Origin of the sequence: Bradyrhizobium sp. th-b2 (genome assembly GCF_000426785.1) — a bacterium.
GTDB lineage: Bacteria > Pseudomonadota > Alphaproteobacteria > Rhizobiales > Xanthobacteraceae > Bradyrhizobium > Bradyrhizobium septentrionale.
In genome coordinates this window covers 111898-129264 of sequence record NZ_AUGA01000016.1, presented here as the reverse complement: position 1 = coordinate 129264, position 17367 = coordinate 111898, and the positions used below count along the sequence as shown (strand labels likewise).

Here is a 17367-nt window from a genome sequence, read left to right as displayed (position 1 = left end):
CTGATGAGGCGGGTGGATTCAGGCATATTGTCGGCGAATAGTTAACCGGAACAAAAGGATTATGGCCCCGCGGCGCCGTTGCCGCGACCCACATTTCCGGAGCAGCGACCTTCAAGCAACACCCCTGCGGGTGTGGCGCAAGCGCTGCCATCCCTCTAGATTGGCATTATGCGCGCAAAAGCCAGTTCCCTCCACAGTCCGGACGCCACGGCGGGCACAGCGGCCAAAACCTTTTCGATCGGCGGCCAGCTGCTGGCCGCGCCAAGCGCTACGCCCGGGCTCCATCTGGTCGCGACCCCGATCGGAAATCTCTCCGACATCACCCTGCGCGCGCTGGAGACGCTGGCGGGCGTCGACGTCATCGCCTGCGAGGACACCCGAATTACGCGCCGGCTGACCGAGCGTTACGCGATCGCGGCCGAGCTTGCGCCCTATCACGAGCACAACGCCGCGCAGGCGCGGCCGAAGATCCTGGAGCGGCTGGCGCAGGGCGCCTCGATTGCGCTGGTCTCGGACGCCGGCACGCCGCTGATCTCAGATCCCGGCTTCAAGCTGGTGCGTGAGGTCTGCGCCGCCGGGCATGCCGTCATCGCCGTGCCGGGGCCGTCGTCGGTGTTGACGGCGCTGTCGGTCGCGGCGCTGCCGACCGACCGGTTCTTCTTCGAGGGATTTTTGCCAACGAAGGAGCACGCGCGCCGCGCGCGGCTCACCGAGCTGGCGCGGATCGATGCGACGCTCGTGATGTTCGAATCGGGCAATCGCGTGCAGGACACGCTGCGTGATCTCGCCGCGATCATGGGCGGGCGCGATGCCGCAATCTGCCGCGAGCTGACCAAGCTGCATGAAGAGGTCAAGCGCGCCCCCGTCGCCGAGCTTGCGGCAGGCGCCGATGCGTTGGAGACACGCGGCGAGTTCGTGCTGGTCGTCGGACCGCCGGCCGATGATGCCGGAGTGATGGACCAGGACGCGCTCGACGATCTGCTGCGCGCCCAGCTCGCCCGCGGCAGCGTCAAGGATGCGGTCGCGCACGCGGTCGAACTGTCGGGCCGGCCGCGCCGCGAGGTCTATGCCCGCGCCCTCGAGCTTTCGAAAACCGCCGGGGGCGGCGATGGCGAAGAGTGACAGCGCCTCGCCCGAGCGCGTCGCGGCGTTCCGCACCGGCATATCGGCCGAAAGCCGCGCCGCAGCCCTTTTGATCGCCAAAGGCTATCGCATCCTGGCAAGACGCTTCCGCACCCCCTATGGCGAGATCGACCTGGTGGTGCGGCGGCGCAATCTCCTCGCGTTCGTCGAGGTCAAGGCTCGCGCCAGCCTCGATGACGCCGCCTATGCGGTGACGCCGCGCCAGCAGCAGCGCATCGTCAATGCCGCCCAGGCCTGGCTGATGGCGCATCCCGAGCATGCCGAATTTGATCTCAGATTCGACGCCGTGCTGATTGCGCCGAAGAGCTTACCGCGCCATCTGTTAGCGGCATTCGACGCCAGCCCTTAAAGTTACCTCCAGACCTCGCGGGATACGCTTATGAAATTGAAGATCGCCGTCCAGATGGATCCCATCGCGCGCATCAACATCCGCGGCGATTCCACGTTTGCGCTGCTGCTCGAAGCCCAGAAGCGCGGCCACGGCATTTCCTATTACACGCCAGATAAGCTGTCGCTGCGCGGCGAGGAGCTGGTGGCGCCGGTGCAGTCTCTCGCCGTGCGCGACGAGGTCGGCAATCACTTCACGCTGGGCGAGCCGAAGCGCGAGGCGCTCAATGGCTTCGACGTGGTGCTGCTGCGGCAGGACCCGCCGTTCGACCTCGCCTATATCACCTCGACCCATTTCCTCGAGCGCATTCATCCGAAGACGCTGGTGGTCAACGACCCGGCCAGCGTGCGCAACGCGCCGGAAAAGCTGTTCGTGATGAATTTCCCGCAGCTGATGCCGCCGACCCTGATCTCGCGCGATCTCGACGAGATCAACGCATTCCGCGATCAGCATGGCGCCGTCGTCATGAAACCGTTGCACGGCCATGGCGGCGCCGCGGTGTTCCGCGTGATGCCGCAGGACATGAATTTCGGCTCGCTGTTCGACATGTTCTCGGTCACCTTCAAGGAGCCCTGGGTGATCCAGCGCTTCCTCCCCGAGGTGAAGCATGGCGACAAGCGCATCATCCTGGTCGACGGTGAGTTCGCCGGCGCCGTCAACCGCGTGCCGGCGCCGGATGACCTCCGCTCCAATATGGTGCGTGGCGGCGCGGCCGCGGCGACCGAGCTCTCGGATCGCGAGCGCGAAATCTGCGCCACCGTCGGGCCCGCGCTGCGCGAACTTGGCCTGCTGTTCGTCGGCATCGACGTGATCGACGGCAACCTCACCGAGATCAACGTCACCTCGCCGACCGGCATCCGCGCCATTCAGCGGCTCAACGGCCCCGATGTCGCGGCCAAGGTCTGGGATGCCATCGAGAAGAAGCGCGCCGCCAAGTAACCCTCCCTTGTGCGCCGCACATGCCGGCTGAATTCTAAAGCGCGATGAGATTGAGTTGAATCATCATCGCGCTTTAGCTTCTTGTTTGAGCATGATCTTTTCGGAAAACCGCGTCACACTTTTCCGGATCATGCCTTAGCCAGCGTTCGCCCCGTAGCGTTCGCCTTATTCTTCTTGCCAGCTTGCGCGGGCGAGGGCAGCATTCTCTTGCCTGCGTCAGGTCAAGCGGCGGGTCAACGCGCGGGCAACAACGCGAAAATCTCAAAAAAATGTGGAGGAAGACGTATGACGCTCAATGTCTCACGACGATCCTTACTCGCACTCGGTGCCGGTCTCGGCGCCAGCACTCTCCTCGGCGGCACGGCAAAGGCGCGCGCTCCCAAACTCGGCACGCAGACACCCTATTGGCATCGTTTCATGCTCGGTGAAGTCGAAGTGACGGTCGTATCCGACGGCCCGCTGCCGCTCGGCGACCCCTCCGGCACCTTCACCGGCGTGCCGAAGGAAGAAGTGAAGAAGATGCTGTCCGACAACTTCCTCTCGCCCGACAATGTCGTGCTCGAGCAGAACTCGCCGATCGTCAACACCGGTGACAAGCTGATCCTGTTCGATACCGGCATGGGCACGTCGCAACTGTTCGGCAAGACCACCGGCCGGCAGCAGAAGAGCATGAAGGAAGCCGGCATCAAGCCGGAAGACATCGACGCCGTGGTGCTGTCGCACGCGCATATCGATCATATCGGCGGCATCGTCGATGCCGACAACAAGCCGCTATTCCCGAACGCGCAGTATTACATCGCTCAGAGCGATCTCGAGTTCTGGACCGACGAAGGCAAGATGGGCAGTCCGTTGAAGGACTTTATCGTGCACGCCCGCAAGAACCTGCTGCCGGTGCGCGACCGCATCGTATTCTTCAAGGATGGCCAGGAATTCCTGCCCGGCGTGCAGGCGATCGCGGCGCCCGGCCACACCGTCGGCCACACCATCTTCATGGTGAGCTCGGGCGGCAAATCCTTCGCCTTCCTCGGCGACCTCTCGCATCACGCGGTGCTGCTCCTGGAGCGACCGCGGATGGAATTCTCCTACGACACCGATCCGAAGCAGGCGGCGGCCTCGCGGGTCAAGCTGCTGGAGATGCTGGCCGCGAACAAGACCGCGGTGATGTCCTATCACTTCGCCTGGCCGGGCTACGGCCATGTCGCCAAGGTCGGCGAGGGCTTCCACTACTATCCGGAGCCGATGCAGATGATGCTGTGACGGCGGCGCATCCGGGGCGGCGCGCGTCGCCCCGGACGTTCTCTTAATGTTCTTGCGTTGGGCGGCGGAATTGTGCACTTTGCACACCCATCCCGTAGATAAGCGTGGATTTCCAGTGGCTTGAGTCAGATTCAGTTTTGCGAATTTCCGGTTCCGGATCATGAGTCCCATAGGTTGTTACAACCGAATCGGCTCAACCGGAGATTCGTAGATGGCTGGCTCAGCCCACCCTCATGACATCGTCAACCCGATAATCATCGACGACATCACGCCGTCGTCGGTCGCGGCGCTATCCGATCCTCATGCACCCGACAAAATCGTCGTCAAGTTTCAGGCCCTACCGCCGGGCGAGACCAATCTACGAACGTTTCTATTCTACGTGGATCCATTCGACGCGACGGTATTACTTGAATCACTGTCGAAGCGCCTGAAGGGGCCAGCCAGTTAGCTGCTCGGCAACAGCCGACTGCAAGACGATGGAAGGTCGCCCTTATCAGCAAAGTCATTTGCCGCGCCTTGCCTTTTTAGGCGAAGGCTTCTGCTTCGCGATCTTGCCCAGCCTCTCGTTGAATCGCTTTTCGCTGTCGTCCGATTCGAGGTCGCGGGCGGCTTGCTTAAACTTCTCGATCTGAGACTTTTTGACAGCCATGCCTAAAGTTTCCTACGTGGCGTACATTGACGAATCCGGCGACGATGGAGTCGCTAGCGTTCGTCCGATTGACCCCAATGGTGCGAGCGAATGGTTCGTTCTCTCCGCCTTAGTCGTCCGCGCGGAAGCCCAGGGCGAGACCGTTTGGGTGCGCGACATTCTAAAGCAGATTCGCCTAGAACAGCGCCGGACCCTGCATTTTCAGCCCCTAGACGATTGGCGGCGCGCAATGGTTTGCGCCAGCATCGCCAAGTTGCCAGTTCGCTGCTTTGCGGTCATCTCGAACAAAGCCAATAGGCGAGCATGGCGTCTATCCGCGCTCCGTGGAGAGCTATCGTCGGTCTCCGACCTGATGGAGAAGACTTACGCCGTCTTGAGTGCGGGCGGGTCGCCTGAGTTCGTCGCGGGTATGCACGGCTACCGGAACAAGAAGGCGGAAGCTGCTTCGGTGCTTGCTGGCCGAACCTGGTTCTACTGGTGGATTACACGGCTCCTACTGGAGCGCGTAGCCGTGATTGAGTTGGTAATAGGCGCTATGTGGCTGTTCGGTACTGTCAACCCGGCGGTTTTCGCTGTGCTGACGATTGGCCTGCCCGTACTGGCTCTGACTGTGGCTCTGCCAATAGTGTTGTTGATCCGGTCCAATCGTTCTTCAACTCAAAACAGGCCGCCCTCAAATTTGAACTAGCCACTATTGCCCGAAACAGGCCAGTACCAAAAAGTGAGGCAGGCCCCCGGACCCTGAGGACACCGCTGGTTTGTAGTCCCACCCTCAAGGTGAGGCATCCATACGGCTGTCACGCAAAGCGTGACTCGGGTTACTTCCGGCGTTGCCTGCCTCGTGATTTTGTACCAGATTCCGGCTTTTGAATCAAGTAGTTAGATAACCTATTGACCGCGAATCACTTTTCGCGCCGCGAGAAATCGAACGCTAGCTGTACGCCCTTAGCGCGCATTCGATTTCGCCCGCCTCTCCAGCTTACCGGGCCGGTGAGCGATCAGCGGCACGATACGTGAGTCGCTTGCCGGTCGCACGCCATCGGTCCCTCAATCGGGTGCCACGTCCCTCCGGCAGGATCAGCGAGAGATTGCGTGTCCTAGCGGAGCCGGATTTCGGCTCGGCGGCGCATCTGGGGACGGCGCGCGTCGCCCCCGGATGTTCCCTTAATGTTCTTGCGCTGGGCGGCCCGCTCCGCTACCTTGGGTGGCGGAAGATAGGGGCAGCATGGTCCAGCGGGTTTCTACCGTCGCTTTCGAGGGGATCGAGGCTCGCGCGGTCGACGTGCAGGTGCAGGTCGCGCCCGGACTGCCGGCCTTTGCGATCGTAGGCCTCCCCGACAAGGCGGTGTCGGAGGCGAGGGAGCGGGTGCGCTCGGCGCTGATCGCCTCTGGCCTCGCACTTCCAGCCCGCCGCATCACCGTCAACCTAGCGCCCGCCGACCTGCCCAAGGAAGGCAGCCATTACGACCTGCCGATCGCGCTCGGCCTGATGGCGGCGATCGGAGCGATCCCGCCGGATGCGCTCGGTGGCTTCACCGTGCTCGGCGAGCTCGGGCTCGACGGCTCGATCGCGCCGGTGGCGGGCGTGCTGCCTGCTGCGATCGGCGCCAATTCGCGCGACGAGGGATTGATCTGCCCGGCCGCCTGCGGCTCGGAAGCCGCCTGGGCGAGCCCGGACATCCAGATCATCGCAGCTCACTCGCTGATCCAGATCGCCAATCACTTCAAGGGCACGCAGCTGCTGTCACGCCCGCAGCCGAAGGTGCATGAGCGCGAGGAGACGCTTCTGGACCTGCGCGACATCAAGGGCCAGGAGAGTGCCAAGCGCGCGCTCGAGATCGCGGCCGCCGGCGGGCATCATCTGCTGAAGTTATAGGCAATTAACCCCCATTGATGCACACACGTACTCTTGACTGAATTGCAGTCTCGATTTCCGACTCGACCGGTCTTCGGAGAATGTATCGCGCTATGACTCTCAAAACGCTCCCCGACACAGTGTGGTCGAGCATAAAGGCCGCAAGTGGCCTGCCCGACGAAGCTCGCGAGAAAGTGGCGACGGCTATCAACAGTTACGAGCGCCCTCACCCTCAAGCCTCTTCCGCGTCTCTGCGTCTTCAGTCGCGTTTAGAATGCTTTCGAGATCGAGTTCCTGAACAAACGCGAGAAACGATGCTTCAAAGTCCTGATATCGCCACCTCGTCGCGCTGCATCCGCGGCCGCGCTGAGCATTGCTGCAGACTAGGTAGGTGCCGCCACGCGTTCCTGAACCTTTGTTTTCATATGCAACGGTCGAATGGCAATACGCGCATTGCGCCAAACCCGTGAACAGGTTTGTGTAGCCGGGTCCTTTGCGACCAGCCCCGCCGAGCTTCCGTTGTGATCGCGAATGCTGGGCCTGAAAGAAGAGCTCCTCTGAGATAATCGTAGGGTAGTAGCCCTCGATAGGCTCTCCTTCAGGGACGCGTTTGCCGTCGACTTTGATATGCGGCTGGAACTCGCCGAGGACGGCACGATTTTCCAAGGTCTTTGCGAGGTAGGATCTGTGCCAACCGTTCTTTCCTTCGAACGCCGATATGCCGGCCCTATTGAGCCGAGTAGTTATCGAGTACATCCCTAAGCCGGCCGCCGAGTCGGCAAAAATCTGCCGAACGATCTCCACCCGTTCAGGGACAAGCTCGTACGATCGGCGATCTACCGAGAGCCGAAGCCACGCAGGGCACCGGGCGGTCATGGGCTGGCCTTCGGCGGCCTTCTTCCGTTTGTTCTTCCACGCCGCGCCAACCCTCATACTTTTAGTCTTTGATTCTTCGTGGGCGCGCTCCATGATTACCAACGAGGTGATCATGTCGACGAGGTTGGTAGTCTTGGCTCGATAAACCCTGTTGTCAGCGAGCGTCACGAGGTTGATCCCCGCTTGCACGATGCTGAGAAACAGCGTGTGCGCCGGCAGGATTTCCTCCCGGCTAAGCCGGTCCAGCGACTCGACCAGTAGGTATGAGTCGCGTTCGACTGAACCCGCCCTTACAGCAGCCAGGAACTGGCCCAGGGCGCCCTCCCGAACATTCGCGCCCTTGAACGCTGAGATGCCGATATCTTCGAGCTGGGCATCGTCCGCGAGTTCTAGGCCATGCTGTTCCGCATAGGCCTTGGACGCTTCAAGCTGTCGCCGCCGGCTATCGCCCTTTGCGCTAGAATCGAGGACGGATAATTGGACATAATATCCTGATGATCGGCTCGCCCGGCGCCGGCAAATCGATGCTGGCGGCGCGGCTGCCCTCGATCCTGCCGCCGCTGTCGCCGTCGGAGCTGCTCGAAGTCTCGATGATAGCCTCCGTCGCCGGCGAGATCCGCGACGGCGCCCTGACCGCGCGGCGCCCGTTCCGCAGTCCGCATCACTCGGCCAGCATGGCGGCGCTGACCGGCGGCGGCATGCGCGCCAAGCCCGGCGAGATCTCGCTCGCCCATCAGGGCGTGCTGTTCCTCGACGAGTTGCCGGAGTTCGATCCGCGCGTGCTGGATTCGCTGCGGCAGCCGCTGGAGAACGGCGAGGTCTCGGTGAGCAGGGCCAACCATCGCGTCACCTATCCGGCGCGCTTCATGCTGGTCGCGGCCATGAACCCGTGCCGCTGCGGCCACGCCTATGAGCCCGGCTATTCCTGCAAGCGCGGCCGGCTCGACCGCTGCACCGCCGACTACCAGATGCGGATTTCCGGCCCGCTGATGGATCGCATCGATCTGCGGATCGAGGTGCCGGCGGTGACTGCGGCGGATCTGATCCTGCCGCCGCCTGCGGAGGGTTCGGCCGAGGTCGCCCGGCGCGTCGCGGCCGCACGCGACATCCAGCTCGCGCGTTACGCGGCGGCCGGCATGCCGAATGTCCGCACCAATGCGGAAGCGCCGAGCTCGCTGCTCGAGACCATCGCGCAGCCCGACGCGCATGGACAGAAGCTGCTCCGCGAGGCGGCCGACACCATGCACCTCACCGCGCGAGGCTATCACCGCGTGCTGCGGGTGGCGCGCACGCTCGCCGATCTCGACGGCGCCGAGACGATCGGCCGGCTGCACCTCGCCGAGGCGCTGTCCTATCGTGCATTGGCCGACGATTTGCGCCGCGCGGCGTAGCGTTTTCCGGCGAAGCCTGTCCCGCACTTGATGCGGGATGGGCACCGGTTCGCATGAAGAAAACGCGTCAGAACCGAAGCTCTCTCCCGTTTTCCGCCCGATGCCCGCCGCGTCAACGCGGCAGTAACCACTCTCATTTACGCTCCGCAAACCATAAGCACCGCGATCCGCGGCGCGCTTGGGTCGAGCGAGTTGTGTCATGTTGCGTTTGAAGATTCTGGCCTCGGTGGTCCCGCTTGCCGTGGCCGCGGTATTTGCCCGCGCGGAATTGCTGCCGGGTCCCCGGCCCTGCATCGAGGTCGGCGGCGCAACGATGCAGATCGCATCGATCTCCTGGCTGGCCCAGCTTCACGTCGGCTTCACCGACGATCCCGGCCTTGCCACGGTCCGAGTCCAGATCGCCGACAGCGCCGAGGCCGCCGACTTCACCGTAATCGACGACATCGACGATGCCGAGGCCGGCGCCTGCGAAAGCAACGCCGTGCCGCAGCTGATCGGGATTTCCGGCAATCCCTCGGCGAGCGATCCGGTAATCTACCTTTCGCATGACGGTCCGTCGGACTATCGCGTCTTCGTGCAGTCGAAGACGTTTTCGGCCCGCGATGCCGCGGCCCTGATCGTCAGCGCCCGCGGCGAACACCGCCGCCTCGAATCCGCGTCGCTTGCACCTCGCGCGCCCTCCGCCGCTCGGGTCCTGGCAGAGTTAACCCTCCGCTAACCCTGTTCCGAGGGCACCGCGAAACGGCCACCAACTTCAAGCACTTTGCAATGTGACCGACGCATCGTCATCGGCAGTTCAAGCACTCTCAGGGCCACCATTGATGGGGCGTTTCTTCCGGATCAAGTTGCGCCTTCGCCGCTTCCTGCGGCGCCATTCCTGGGTCGCGACGATCGTCCGGTCCTTCACGATCTTCTCCATCGCATTCGGCAGCGCCTTCGGGTTCATCTCGGGCGCCCTCTCGCAGCAAAGCGGCTATGACCCCAATGCATTCGCGATCGGGGTCAGCTTCCTGTTCGCGCTGGCCTGCCTCTGGATCGTGACGCTCGGCATCCGCCTGCGGCTGATGCGGCGGAGGTTGCGCACCATCGCCATGCACAATGAGGCGATGGCCGACCGCAACTGGGAACTGCAGGAAGCCGAACAGCGCGCCTCTACCCTGTTCGAGGCGCAGGACGATTTGATCGTGCTGCGCGACCTCGACGGCCTCATCACCTACGCCAACGACGCCTATTGCGAACTGGCGCAGTCCTCCCGCAGCGAATTGATCGGCAGCACCGCCACGCTCAAGCTGCTCGAACAGGGCGACACCGCGCTCGAAGCCAACGGTACGCGGGTCTACGACCAGAAGATCGAAGGCCCGTTTGGGCCGCGCTGGATCGCCTGGCGCGAGGGTCTTGTGCGCAACGATGCCGGCGCGCCCGCGGAGATGCAGAGCGTCGGTCGCGACGTCACCGACCGCACCGAGAGCGAGCGGGCACTGGCCGAAGCGCGCGATCAGGCTGACGCCGCCAACCGCGCCAAGTCGCGCTTCCTGGCGATGGCGAGCCACGAGATCCGCACCCCGCTGAACGGCATCATCGGCATGAGCGGATTGCTGATGGACACGCAGCTGACGCCGGAGCAGACGACCTACGTCAAGGCGGTCAAGACCTCCGGCGACGCGCTGCTGGCGCTGATCGAGGAGCTGCTCGACTATTCCAAGATCGAAGCCGGCAAGATCGATCTCGAGCACCGCGCCTTTGCGCTCTCCGGCCTGATCGAGGACATCACCGAGCTGCTGGCGCCGCGCGCGCAGGCCAAGGGCATCGAGATCGCCGCCTATGTCGACGAGCGGCTGCCGATGCAGGTGGCCGGCGACGCCGCACGGCTGCGTCAGGTGCTGCTCAATCTCGCCGGCAACGCCATCAAGTTCACCGCGAGCGGCGGCGTGGCGCTGATCGTCGAGCCCGGCATCTGGCCGAACGAGATCAGCTTCCTGGTCCGCGACACCGGCATCGGCATCGCACCGGAAGCGCAGCAGCGCATCTTCCGGGAGTTCGAGCAGGCCGACGACCGCATCGCGCGCAGCTATGGCGGCACCGGCCTCGGACTTTCGATCAGCGACCGCATCGTCAAGCGAATGGGCGGCCGCATCACGCTCGCGAGCACGCCGGGCTCGGGCTCGACCTTCGAGGTATCGATCCCGCTCGCCGCCGCCGACACCGGCGAGGCCAACAGCTTCGCCGCGCCCGACCTCGCTGGCCAGTCGATCATGCTGGTCGCGCCGCACAGCATCGAGGTCTCGCTGATCTCGCGGCGCTTGCAGCGCTGGGGTGCGCAGACCTGCATCGTGTCGGACACCGGTGTCGCCGAGGCGCTGTTGCCGGAACGAAGCTGGCACGCCGTCCTGATCGACCACACGCTCGGCGCGCCGGCGATGGAGGCGTTTGCCCGCGCGGCGCGCCTGCATGCGACCCACTGCATCGTGATGTTCACGCCGGCGACGCGGCAGGAGCTTTCGGCCTCCGAGACGGCCATGTTCACCGGCTATCTGGTCAAGCCGCTGCGCGCGGCCTCGCTCGCCACACGCTTGATCGCGTCGCCCGAGATCGCGGCACCGAGCCTTGTCGGAGATCAAAGCCTTGCGATCGAGGCGATGGCCGAGCCCGCACCCGCGGCGGCCGCACCGCCGGACAAGGGGCTCTCGATCCTGGTCGCCGAGGACAATGAGATCAACGCGCTTTTGATGCGCTCGCTGCTCACGAGGCTCGGCCACAACGTGGTCATCACCACCAATGGCGAGCAGGCGATGGAATCCTGGCTCTCGGCGACATCAGCCGGCACGCCCTATGATCTCGTGCTGATGGACATCCAGATGCCCCGCCTCAACGGCATCGAGACCACCAAGCAGATCCGCGGCCATGAGGCCGGCCAGTCCGGCCGCCGGACCCCGATCCTGGCGCTGACCGCCAACACACTGGTGGAGGACCGCTATGCCTGCTTTGAAGCCGGCATGGACGGTTTTCTGATCAAGCCGCTCGACCGCGAGAAGCTGCAAGAAGCGCTGGCGGGCCTCGCCGCCACGCGGCATATCGCGGCGTAGTCCACAAACTCCGCGTCGTCCCTGCGAAAGCAGGGACCCATAGTCACAGGTGTCTGTAATCTACAAGGCTGTGGCCGCAGCGGGTCGCAAAACCAAATTCGGTGGTAATGGGTCCCTGCTCCCGTGCGCAATTGCGCACTAGGCAGGGATGACGGCTGTGATGTGACCTGCTTACTCCGAAACACTATAGCCGGCGCAGCGCGACCGACTGCACCACGTGGTCGGCGCCCTTCTTGAGGATCAGCGTCGCGCGCGGGCGGGTCGGCAGGATGTTGTCCTCGAGATTGGCGAGGTTGGTGCGCTCCCAGATCGCGATCGCAGTCGCGGTCGCTTCCTCGTCCGACAGCGGCGCATAGCGGTGGAAATAAGACCTTGGATCGGTGAACGCGGTATCGCGCAGCGCCAGGAAGCGCTTGATGTACCACTGCCGCAGCGCGGCCTCGTCGGCGTCGATATAGACCGAGAAGTCGAAGAAGTCGGAGACGAACGGCACCGCCTTGCCGTCGCGCGGCAGCCGCCCGGTCTGCAGCACGTTGACGCCCTCGACGATCAGGATGTCCGGCTGGTCGATCTCGACCCATTTGTTCGGCACGATGTCATAGGTCAGATGCGAATAGACCGGCGCGCGCACGCGGCGCCGGCCCGCCTTGATGTCGCTGAGGAACGACAGCAGCGTCGGCAGGTCGTAGCTTTCCGGAAAGCCCTTCTTCTGCATGATGCCCTGCCGCTCGAGCACGGCATTCGGAAACAGGAAACCGTCTGTCGTGATCAGATCGACCTTCGGCCGCGGCGACCAGCGCGCCAGCAGCGCCTGCAGCACGCGGGCGGTGGTCGACTTGCCGACGGCGACCGATCCGGCGACGCCCACGATGTAGGGCATCTTGCGGTCGCGGATGTTGAGGAACTGGCGCTGCGAATAATACAGCCGCTGGGTCGCATCGACATAGATCGACAGCAATCGCGACAACGGCAGATAGATGTCCTCGACCTCCTGCAAATCGAGACGGTCGTGCATCGAACGCAGACGGTCGAATTCGCCGGGCTCGAGCGTCATCGGCGTATCGTCGCGCAGATGCGACCATTGCTGGCGCGTGAAGGTGCGATAGGGGTTGTATTGCTGATCTGGTGCCCGGATGTCCATGAGGCTGCCCCTCTCAATGCGCTCGGTCATGTGCGCTAGTCGCGCTTGCGCGACGCTTTCTCTTCCAGTCCCGACATCGAGGTGCGCTTCTCCAGCGCGGCCTCGACATCCTCCAGCTTCACGCCGCGTGATTTCAACAGAACCAGCAGGTGAAATACGAGATCGGCACTTTCCGCGATGAGATGATCGCGGTCATTCTCGACCGCGGCGATCACGGTCTCGACCGCTTCCTCGCCCAACTTCTTGGCGCAGTGCTCCGCGCCCTTGTCGAGCAGCTTGCGGGTGTAGGACGCCTCGCCGCCCGCTGCAGCGCGGGCGTCGATGGTGGCGGCCAGATCGTGGACCGTGAAACGCGACATCAACTCAACTCAAGCAAGAGCGCCGGCACCGCTTTTGTGCCATCCCTAGGTGAGGACTTAGCATTTTTGTGACAAGGAGTCCCAGATCACTCTGTTTCCGGACCACGCTCTACGGATCGAGGCGCATCGGCAGGCCGGCGCGCACCATGTGATCCTTGGCTTGGCGGATGGTAAATTCCCCGAAGTGGAAGATCGACGCGGCCAGCACGCCGGTGGCATGACCCTCGCGGACGCCATCAACCAGGTGATCGAGATTGCCGACGCCACCGGACGCGATGACCGGTACGGGAACACTGTCCGCGATCGCCCGGGTCAGCGGCAGGTCAAAGCCCTGCCTGGTGCCGTCGCGGTCCATCGAGGTCAGCAGGATTTCGCCGGCGCCGAGCGAGACGACCTCCTGGGCATATTCGATAGCCTCGATCCCGGTGGCATTACGCCCACCATGGGTGAAGATCTCCCAGCGGTCGGAGCCGCCGGCGCGCTTGACCCGCTTGGCGTCGATCGCGACCACGATGCATTGCTCGCCGTACTTCTCGGCCGCTTCCTTGACGAATTCGCGCCGGCTGACCGCCGCCGAATTGATCGAGACCTTGTCGGCGCCGGAGCGCAGCAGGGTCTTGATGTCGTCGACGGTGCGGACCCCGCCGCCGACGGTCAGCGGCATGAAGCAGGCCTCCGCCGTCCGCCGCACCACATCCAGCATGATGCCGCGGTTTTCATGGGTGGCGGTGATGTCGAGGAAGGTGAGCTCGTCGGCGCCGGCGGCGTCATAGGCGATCGCTGCCTCCACCGGATCGCCGGCGTCGCGCAAATCGACGAAGTTGACGCCCTTGACCACGCGCCCGTCCTTGACGTCGAGGCAGGGGATCACGCGAACCTTGAACATATCTCTGTCTCCTAGGCGGCCGCGCGGATCAGCTTGAGCGCGGCAGCGGGATCAAGCCGCCCGTCATAGAGCGCGCGGCCGACGATGGCGCCGGCGAGCTTTTTCGCGCGCGGCTCCAGCAGTGCCTTGACATCATCGATTGAGGCAAAGCCGCCGGAAGCAATCACCGGAATGGAAATGCGATCGGCAAGCGCGATGGTCGCCTCGAGGTTGAGGCCCTTGAGCAGGCCGTCGCGGGCGATGTCGGTGAAGATGATCGCCGCGACCCCGGCATCCTCGAAGCGCTGCGCGATCTCGAGCGCCGTCACATGCGAGGTCTCGGCCCAGCCTTCGACCGCGACCTTGCCGTCGCGTGCATCGAGGCCCACCGCGACCCGGCCGGGGAATGTCTTCGCCGCACCCTTCACGAGCTCGGGATCGCGCACCGCGGCGGTGCCGATGATAACGCGGGTGATGCCCTTGTCGAGCCAGGCCTCGATGGTCTTGAGGTCGCGGATACCGCCGCCGAGCTGCACCGGCATGGTGACGGCCTTCAGCATCGCCTCCACCGCATTCGCATTCATCGGCTTGCCGGCGAAGGCGCCGTCGAGATCGACGACGTGGAGATATTCGAAGCCCTGCGCAGCGAAGCTCGCCGCCTGCGCCGCCGGATCGAGATTGAACACGGTGGCGCGCGCCATGTCGCCCTGCTCCAGGCGCACGCACTGGCCGTTCTTCAGATCAACCGCTGGAAAAAGAATCACGGCTTCCACTTCAAGAAATTCGAGATCAAAGCGAGGCCGAAGCGCTGGCTCTTCTCGGGGTGAAACTGGGTGCCGATCGCGGTGTCCTTGCCGACGATCGCGGTCACCGGCCCGCCATAGTCGGCGCGCGCCAGCACGTCCGCCTCGCTGGCGGCGTTGAGGTGATAGGAGTGCACGAAATAGGCGTGACGCCCCTTCGGCCCGAGCGGCAGCCGCTCCAGCACCGGATGCTCGCGCACCATGTCGAGCGTATTCCAGCCCATATGCGGGACCTTCAGGCTCTCGTCGCGCGGCGCGATCTTCTCGACATCGCCTGCGATCCAGTTGAAGCCCTCGGTGATCACATGCTCCTTGCCGCGTGTCGCCATCAGCTGCATGCCGACGCAGATGCCGAAGAACGGCCGCGCCTTGACCCGCACCGCTTCGGTGAGCGCTTCCAGCATGCCGTCGACCGCGTCGACGCCGCGGCGGCAATCGGCGAACGCGCCGACACCGGGCAGCACGATACGATCGGCGCGATACACCGCATCGGGATCGCGCGTCACCTTGATGGCTTGCGGATCCTCCATGCTGCGCGCGGCGCGCTCAAACGCCTTGGCCGCCGAATGCAGATTGCCGGAGCCGTAATCGATGATTGCAACCGTCATCGCGATCCCCCTGGCTCTGGAAACAATCCGATAATGCCGCCCTGCGGCATCGGCGGCGGTTTTGAGAATGACTGGCCGGGAACGTCCCGGGTCGGCGGCGGCGCGCCGCGATCCACCGACCGCTGATCATTGACGACGCCGCGATGCCGCGCGCTCCAGCGCTCGAAGAAGCGGTGCTCGGCGGCCAACACATTGTCGGCCACGACGATGTCAAGCTGGCGCCATTTGCGCCGCGACAGGGTCCAGCGTTGCACGGTCGCGGCCTCCAGCCCGAGCAACAGCATCAGCACCAGGTCGACGAAGAAGATCGCGCCGCGGCCGACGCCAAGCTTGGCCAGGGCGAAATCGATCGCAAAGGTCAGCACGAGCCAGCCGATCAGCGCCAACCAGAGCCTGTTCCAGGCCAGCCAGATCACGCCCGCAACCGCGGCCCAGAAATGGAAGCCGTCGCGCACGAAGACGATTTTATCGGCCGCCGAAAGATCGGCGCCGTTGGCCACGGGGGCATGCACTGTATAGACCGGCATCGAACGCTCCGCCGAGGATGGACTCTACTTAACGGCATGATCTTCCGGAAAACCGGCACCACCTTTTCCGGATCATGCACCCGGAGATCAGCCGCCGAGCTGACCCTTGGTCGAGGGCACTTCGCCCTGGGCACGCGGATCGATCGCGACCGCCGTCCGGAGCGCCCTCGCCAAACCCTTGAAACAGGATTCGGCGATATGGTGGCTGTTCTCGCCATATAGGGTCTCGACGTGGAGAGTCACGCCGGCGTTCATCGCGAAGGCGTTGAACCATTCGCGCACCAACTCGGTGTCGAACTCGCCGATCTTGTCGCGGGGGAATTCGGCCTTGAACACCAGTACCGGACGGCCGGAAATGTCGATCACGACGCGCGACAGCGTCTCGTCCATCGGCATGTGGATCGAGGCGTAGCGGGTGATGCCGGCCATGTTGCCGAGCGCCTGCTTCACGGCCTGCCCGAGCGCGATCCCGACGTCTTCGGTGGTGTGGTGGTAATCGACATGGAGATCGCCGTCCGCCTTCACCGTGATGTCGATGCGCGAATGGCGGGCCAGGAGGTCGAGCATATGGTCGAAGAAGCCGATCCCGGTCGAAACCGTGGATACGCCTGCTCCGTCGAGGTTGACCGTCACCTCGATGTCGGTCTCCTTGGTCTTGCGCTTGATGGTTGCGGTGCGCATGAAGATTAAGCTTTCCCGTGCCGAAAACGCCGGTCTTTTAACAGGCTGATGTCACCTTCGCTACTGCGGGATGACCTCGAAATGCCCCAACTTCGGACCATGGTGACCCAAATTCCTTGTCGATTTAGTTCTGACGCGTTTTCTTCACGCGAACCGGGGCCCACTTCGCTCGAAAACGCTCCGATTTCGCCCGATTGTAACCCCCTGCCCGACCGCCTAAATCTGCCCGGAAGAGAGGTAACCTATGCAAGCATCCCAAAATGAGCTGCCGGTCTGGCATGGCACCACGATCTGCACGGTCCGCAAGGGCGGCAAGGTGGTGATCGGCGGCGACGGGCAGGTCTCGATCGGCCAGACCGTGATCAAGGCCAACGCCAAGAAGGTTCGCCGGATTGGCAAGGGCGACGTGATCGGCGGCTTTGCCGGGGCCACCGCCGACGCCTTTACCCTGTTCGAGCGGCTGGAAAGCAAGCTGGAGCAATATCCGGGGCAGCTGACCCGGGCGGCCGTCGAGCTCGCCAAGGACTGGCGGACCGACCGCTATCTGCGCCGGCTGGAGGCCATGATGATCGTGGCCGACAAGGACGTCTCCCTGGTGCTGACCGGTACCGGCGACGTGCTGGAGCCCGAGTCGGGCGTCATGGCGATCGGTTCCGGCGGCAATTATGCCCTCGCCGCCGCCCGCGCCCTGGTCGACACCGACAAGGATGCCGAAACCATCGTCCGCCGCGCGCTCGATATCGCCGCCGATATCTGCGTCTACACCAACCGGAACGTGACGATCGAGACGATCGGCGGCTGA

The 17367-nt window shown here is 63.9% G+C and carries 18 protein-coding genes and 2 pseudogenes; 11 read left to right on the top strand and 9 right to left on the bottom strand.

The annotated features are described in order from the left end of the window. Positions 1-168: 168 nt before the first annotated feature. The 5 genes from rsmI (at position 169) to K359_RS0120345 (ending at position 4175) form a co-directional block, all read left to right on the top strand. Positions 169-1122, top strand: a complete 954-nt coding sequence (gene rsmI / locus K359_RS0120365; protein WP_029080998.1) for a 16S rRNA (cytidine(1402)-2'-O)-methyltransferase — start codon at positions 169-171, stop codon at positions 1120-1122. Then, a complete protein-coding gene (locus K359_RS0120360; protein WP_029080997.1) occupies positions 1109-1492 on the top strand; it encodes a YraN family protein in 384 nt (127 codons plus the stop codon). The genes rsmI and K359_RS0120360 overlap by 14 nt, the downstream gene beginning before the upstream one ends. Before the next feature lie 30 nt (positions 1493-1522). After that, entirely contained in the window at positions 1523-2470 is a 948-nt protein-coding gene (gene gshB, locus K359_RS0120355; RefSeq protein WP_029080996.1) for a glutathione synthase, read from the top strand. Positions 2471-2755: 285 nt separating this feature from the next. Then, on the top strand, positions 2756-3727 hold the full coding sequence (locus K359_RS0120350; RefSeq protein WP_029080995.1) for an MBL fold metallo-hydrolase: 972 nt from the start codon (positions 2756-2758) through the stop codon (positions 3725-3727). Positions 3728-3938: 211 nt separating this feature from the next. After that, positions 3939-4175 (top strand): hypothetical protein, encoded by a 237-nt coding sequence (locus K359_RS0120345; RefSeq protein ID WP_029080994.1) that lies wholly within the window; start codon positions 3939-3941, stop codon positions 4173-4175. 54 nt (positions 4176-4229) lie between these two features. On the opposite strand, the gene K359_RS63335 is transcribed toward K359_RS0120345, so the two are convergent. Beyond that, the gene (locus K359_RS63335; RefSeq protein ID WP_165127004.1) at positions 4230-4376 is read right to left on the bottom strand and encodes a hypothetical protein; all 147 of its coding nucleotides are present in this window, start codon (positions 4374-4376) and stop codon (positions 4230-4232) included. Between the two features lie 16 nt (positions 4377-4392). Between K359_RS63335 and K359_RS64485 the strand changes: the two genes are divergently transcribed. Then, positions 4393-5064, top strand: coding sequence for a DUF3800 domain-containing protein (locus K359_RS64485; RefSeq protein ID WP_245284670.1), 672 nt, complete (start codon positions 4393-4395; stop codon positions 5062-5064). Positions 5065-5601: 537 nt separating this feature from the next. After that, a pseudogene (locus K359_RS52495) lies at positions 5602-6249 on the top strand (magnesium chelatase domain-containing protein); the annotation flags it as partial. A gap of 189 nt (positions 6250-6438) precedes the next feature. On the opposite strand, the gene K359_RS52490 reads toward K359_RS52495, so the two are convergent. Beyond that, complete coding sequence (locus tag K359_RS52490; protein ID WP_084518460.1) at positions 6439-7629, bottom strand: recombinase family protein; 1191 nt, start codon at positions 7627-7629, stop codon at positions 6439-6441. On the opposite strand from K359_RS52490, the pseudogene K359_RS52485 reads away from it, so the two are divergent. The 3 genes and pseudogenes from K359_RS52485 to K359_RS0120310 all read left to right on the top strand — a co-directional run. Continuing rightward, positions 7587-8498 (top strand): annotated as a pseudogene (locus K359_RS52485) (YifB family Mg chelatase-like AAA ATPase); the annotation flags it as partial. The gene K359_RS52490 and the pseudogene K359_RS52485 sit on opposite strands and share 43 nt — an antisense overlap. 199 nt (positions 8499-8697) lie before the next feature. Then, a complete protein-coding gene (locus K359_RS52480; RefSeq protein ID WP_051346221.1) occupies positions 8698-9216 on the top strand; it encodes a hypothetical protein in 519 nt (172 codons plus the stop codon). Positions 9217-9319: 103 nt separating this feature from the next. Continuing rightward, positions 9320-11581 carry an ATP-binding protein gene (locus tag K359_RS0120310; protein WP_029080992.1) on the top strand — a complete coding sequence of 754 codons (2262 nt, stop codon included), beginning with the start codon at positions 9320-9322 and terminating at the stop codon, positions 11579-11581. Between the two features lie 184 nt (positions 11582-11765). Here K359_RS0120310 and coaA read toward each other — a convergent pair whose 3' ends face one another. The 7 genes from coaA to hisB form a co-directional block, all read right to left on the bottom strand. Further along, on the bottom strand, positions 11766-12722 hold the full coding sequence (gene coaA / locus K359_RS0120305; RefSeq protein WP_029080991.1) for a type I pantothenate kinase: 957 nt from the start codon (positions 12720-12722) through the stop codon (positions 11766-11768). A gap of 35 nt (positions 12723-12757) precedes the next feature. Continuing rightward, a complete protein-coding gene (locus tag K359_RS0120300; protein WP_029080990.1) occupies positions 12758-13081 on the bottom strand; it encodes a phosphoribosyl-ATP diphosphatase in 324 nt (107 codons plus the stop codon). 109 nt (positions 13082-13190) lie between these two features. Beyond that, positions 13191-13967: an imidazole glycerol phosphate synthase subunit HisF gene (gene hisF / locus K359_RS0120295; protein WP_029080989.1), complete on the bottom strand. Its 777-nt coding sequence runs from the start codon at positions 13965-13967 to the stop codon at positions 13191-13193. A gap of 11 nt (positions 13968-13978) precedes the next feature. Continuing rightward, entirely contained in the window at positions 13979-14710 is a 732-nt protein-coding gene (gene hisA / locus K359_RS0120290) for a 1-(5-phosphoribosyl)-5-[(5-phosphoribosylamino)methylideneamino]imidazole-4-carboxamide isomerase (protein ID WP_029080988.1), read from the bottom strand. Beyond that, a complete protein-coding gene (hisH, locus tag K359_RS0120285) occupies positions 14707-15357 on the bottom strand; it encodes an imidazole glycerol phosphate synthase subunit HisH (RefSeq protein ID WP_029080987.1) in 651 nt (216 codons plus the stop codon). The genes hisA and hisH overlap by 4 nt, the downstream gene beginning before the upstream one ends. Further along, entirely contained in the window at positions 15354-15884 is a 531-nt protein-coding gene (locus tag K359_RS0120280; protein WP_029080986.1) for a DUF2628 domain-containing protein, read from the bottom strand. The genes hisH and K359_RS0120280 overlap by 4 nt, the downstream gene beginning before the upstream one ends. Positions 15885-15971: 87 nt before the next feature. After that, positions 15972-16565 (bottom strand): imidazoleglycerol-phosphate dehydratase HisB, encoded by a 594-nt coding sequence (gene hisB, locus K359_RS0120275; protein ID WP_029080985.1) that lies wholly within the window; start codon positions 16563-16565, stop codon positions 15972-15974. Positions 16566-16809: 244 nt separating this feature from the next. Here hisB and hslV point away from each other — a divergent pair, with 244 nt between their 5' ends. After that, positions 16810-17367, top strand: coding sequence for an ATP-dependent protease subunit HslV (gene hslV / locus K359_RS0120270; protein WP_024583062.1), 558 nt, complete (start codon positions 16810-16812; stop codon positions 17365-17367).

What these genes read in the sequence shown, in the direction of transcription:
- rsmI (WP_029080998.1), top strand. Translation starts at nt 169, where the DNA reads ATGCGCGCAAAAGCCAGTTCCCTCCACAGTCCGGACGCCACGGCGGGC.
- K359_RS0120360 (WP_029080997.1), top strand. Translation starts at nt 1,109, where the DNA reads ATGGCGAAGAGTGACAGCGCCTCGCCCGAGCGCGTCGCGGCGTTCCGC.
- gshB (WP_029080996.1), top strand. Translation starts at nt 1,523, where the DNA reads ATGAAATTGAAGATCGCCGTCCAGATGGATCCCATCGCGCGCATCAAC.
- K359_RS0120350 (WP_029080995.1), top strand. Translation starts at nt 2,756, where the DNA reads ATGACGCTCAATGTCTCACGACGATCCTTACTCGCACTCGGTGCCGGT.
- K359_RS0120345 (WP_029080994.1), top strand. Translation starts at nt 3,939, where the DNA reads ATGGCTGGCTCAGCCCACCCTCATGACATCGTCAACCCGATAATCATC.
- K359_RS63335 (WP_165127004.1), bottom strand. Translation starts at nt 4,376, where the DNA reads ATGGCTGTCAAAAAGTCTCAGATCGAGAAGTTTAAGCAAGCCGCCCGC.
- K359_RS52480 (WP_051346221.1), top strand. Translation starts at nt 8,698, where the DNA reads ATGTTGCGTTTGAAGATTCTGGCCTCGGTGGTCCCGCTTGCCGTGGCC.
- K359_RS0120310 (WP_029080992.1), top strand. Translation starts at nt 9,320, where the DNA reads ATGGGGCGTTTCTTCCGGATCAAGTTGCGCCTTCGCCGCTTCCTGCGG.
- coaA (WP_029080991.1), bottom strand. Translation starts at nt 12,722, where the DNA reads ATGGACATCCGGGCACCAGATCAGCAATACAACCCCTATCGCACCTTC.
- K359_RS0120300 (WP_029080990.1), bottom strand. Translation starts at nt 13,081, where the DNA reads ATGTCGCGTTTCACGGTCCACGATCTGGCCGCCACCATCGACGCCCGC.
- hisF (WP_029080989.1), bottom strand. Translation starts at nt 13,967, where the DNA reads ATGTTCAAGGTTCGCGTGATCCCCTGCCTCGACGTCAAGGACGGGCGC.
- hisH (WP_029080987.1), bottom strand. Translation starts at nt 15,357, where the DNA reads ATGACGGTTGCAATCATCGATTACGGCTCCGGCAATCTGCATTCGGCG.
- K359_RS0120280 (WP_029080986.1), bottom strand. Translation starts at nt 15,884, where the DNA reads ATGCCGGTCTATACAGTGCATGCCCCCGTGGCCAACGGCGCCGATCTT.
- hisB (WP_029080985.1), bottom strand. Translation starts at nt 16,565, where the DNA reads ATGCGCACCGCAACCATCAAGCGCAAGACCAAGGAGACCGACATCGAG.
- hslV (WP_024583062.1), top strand. Translation starts at nt 16,810, where the DNA reads ATGCAAGCATCCCAAAATGAGCTGCCGGTCTGGCATGGCACCACGATC.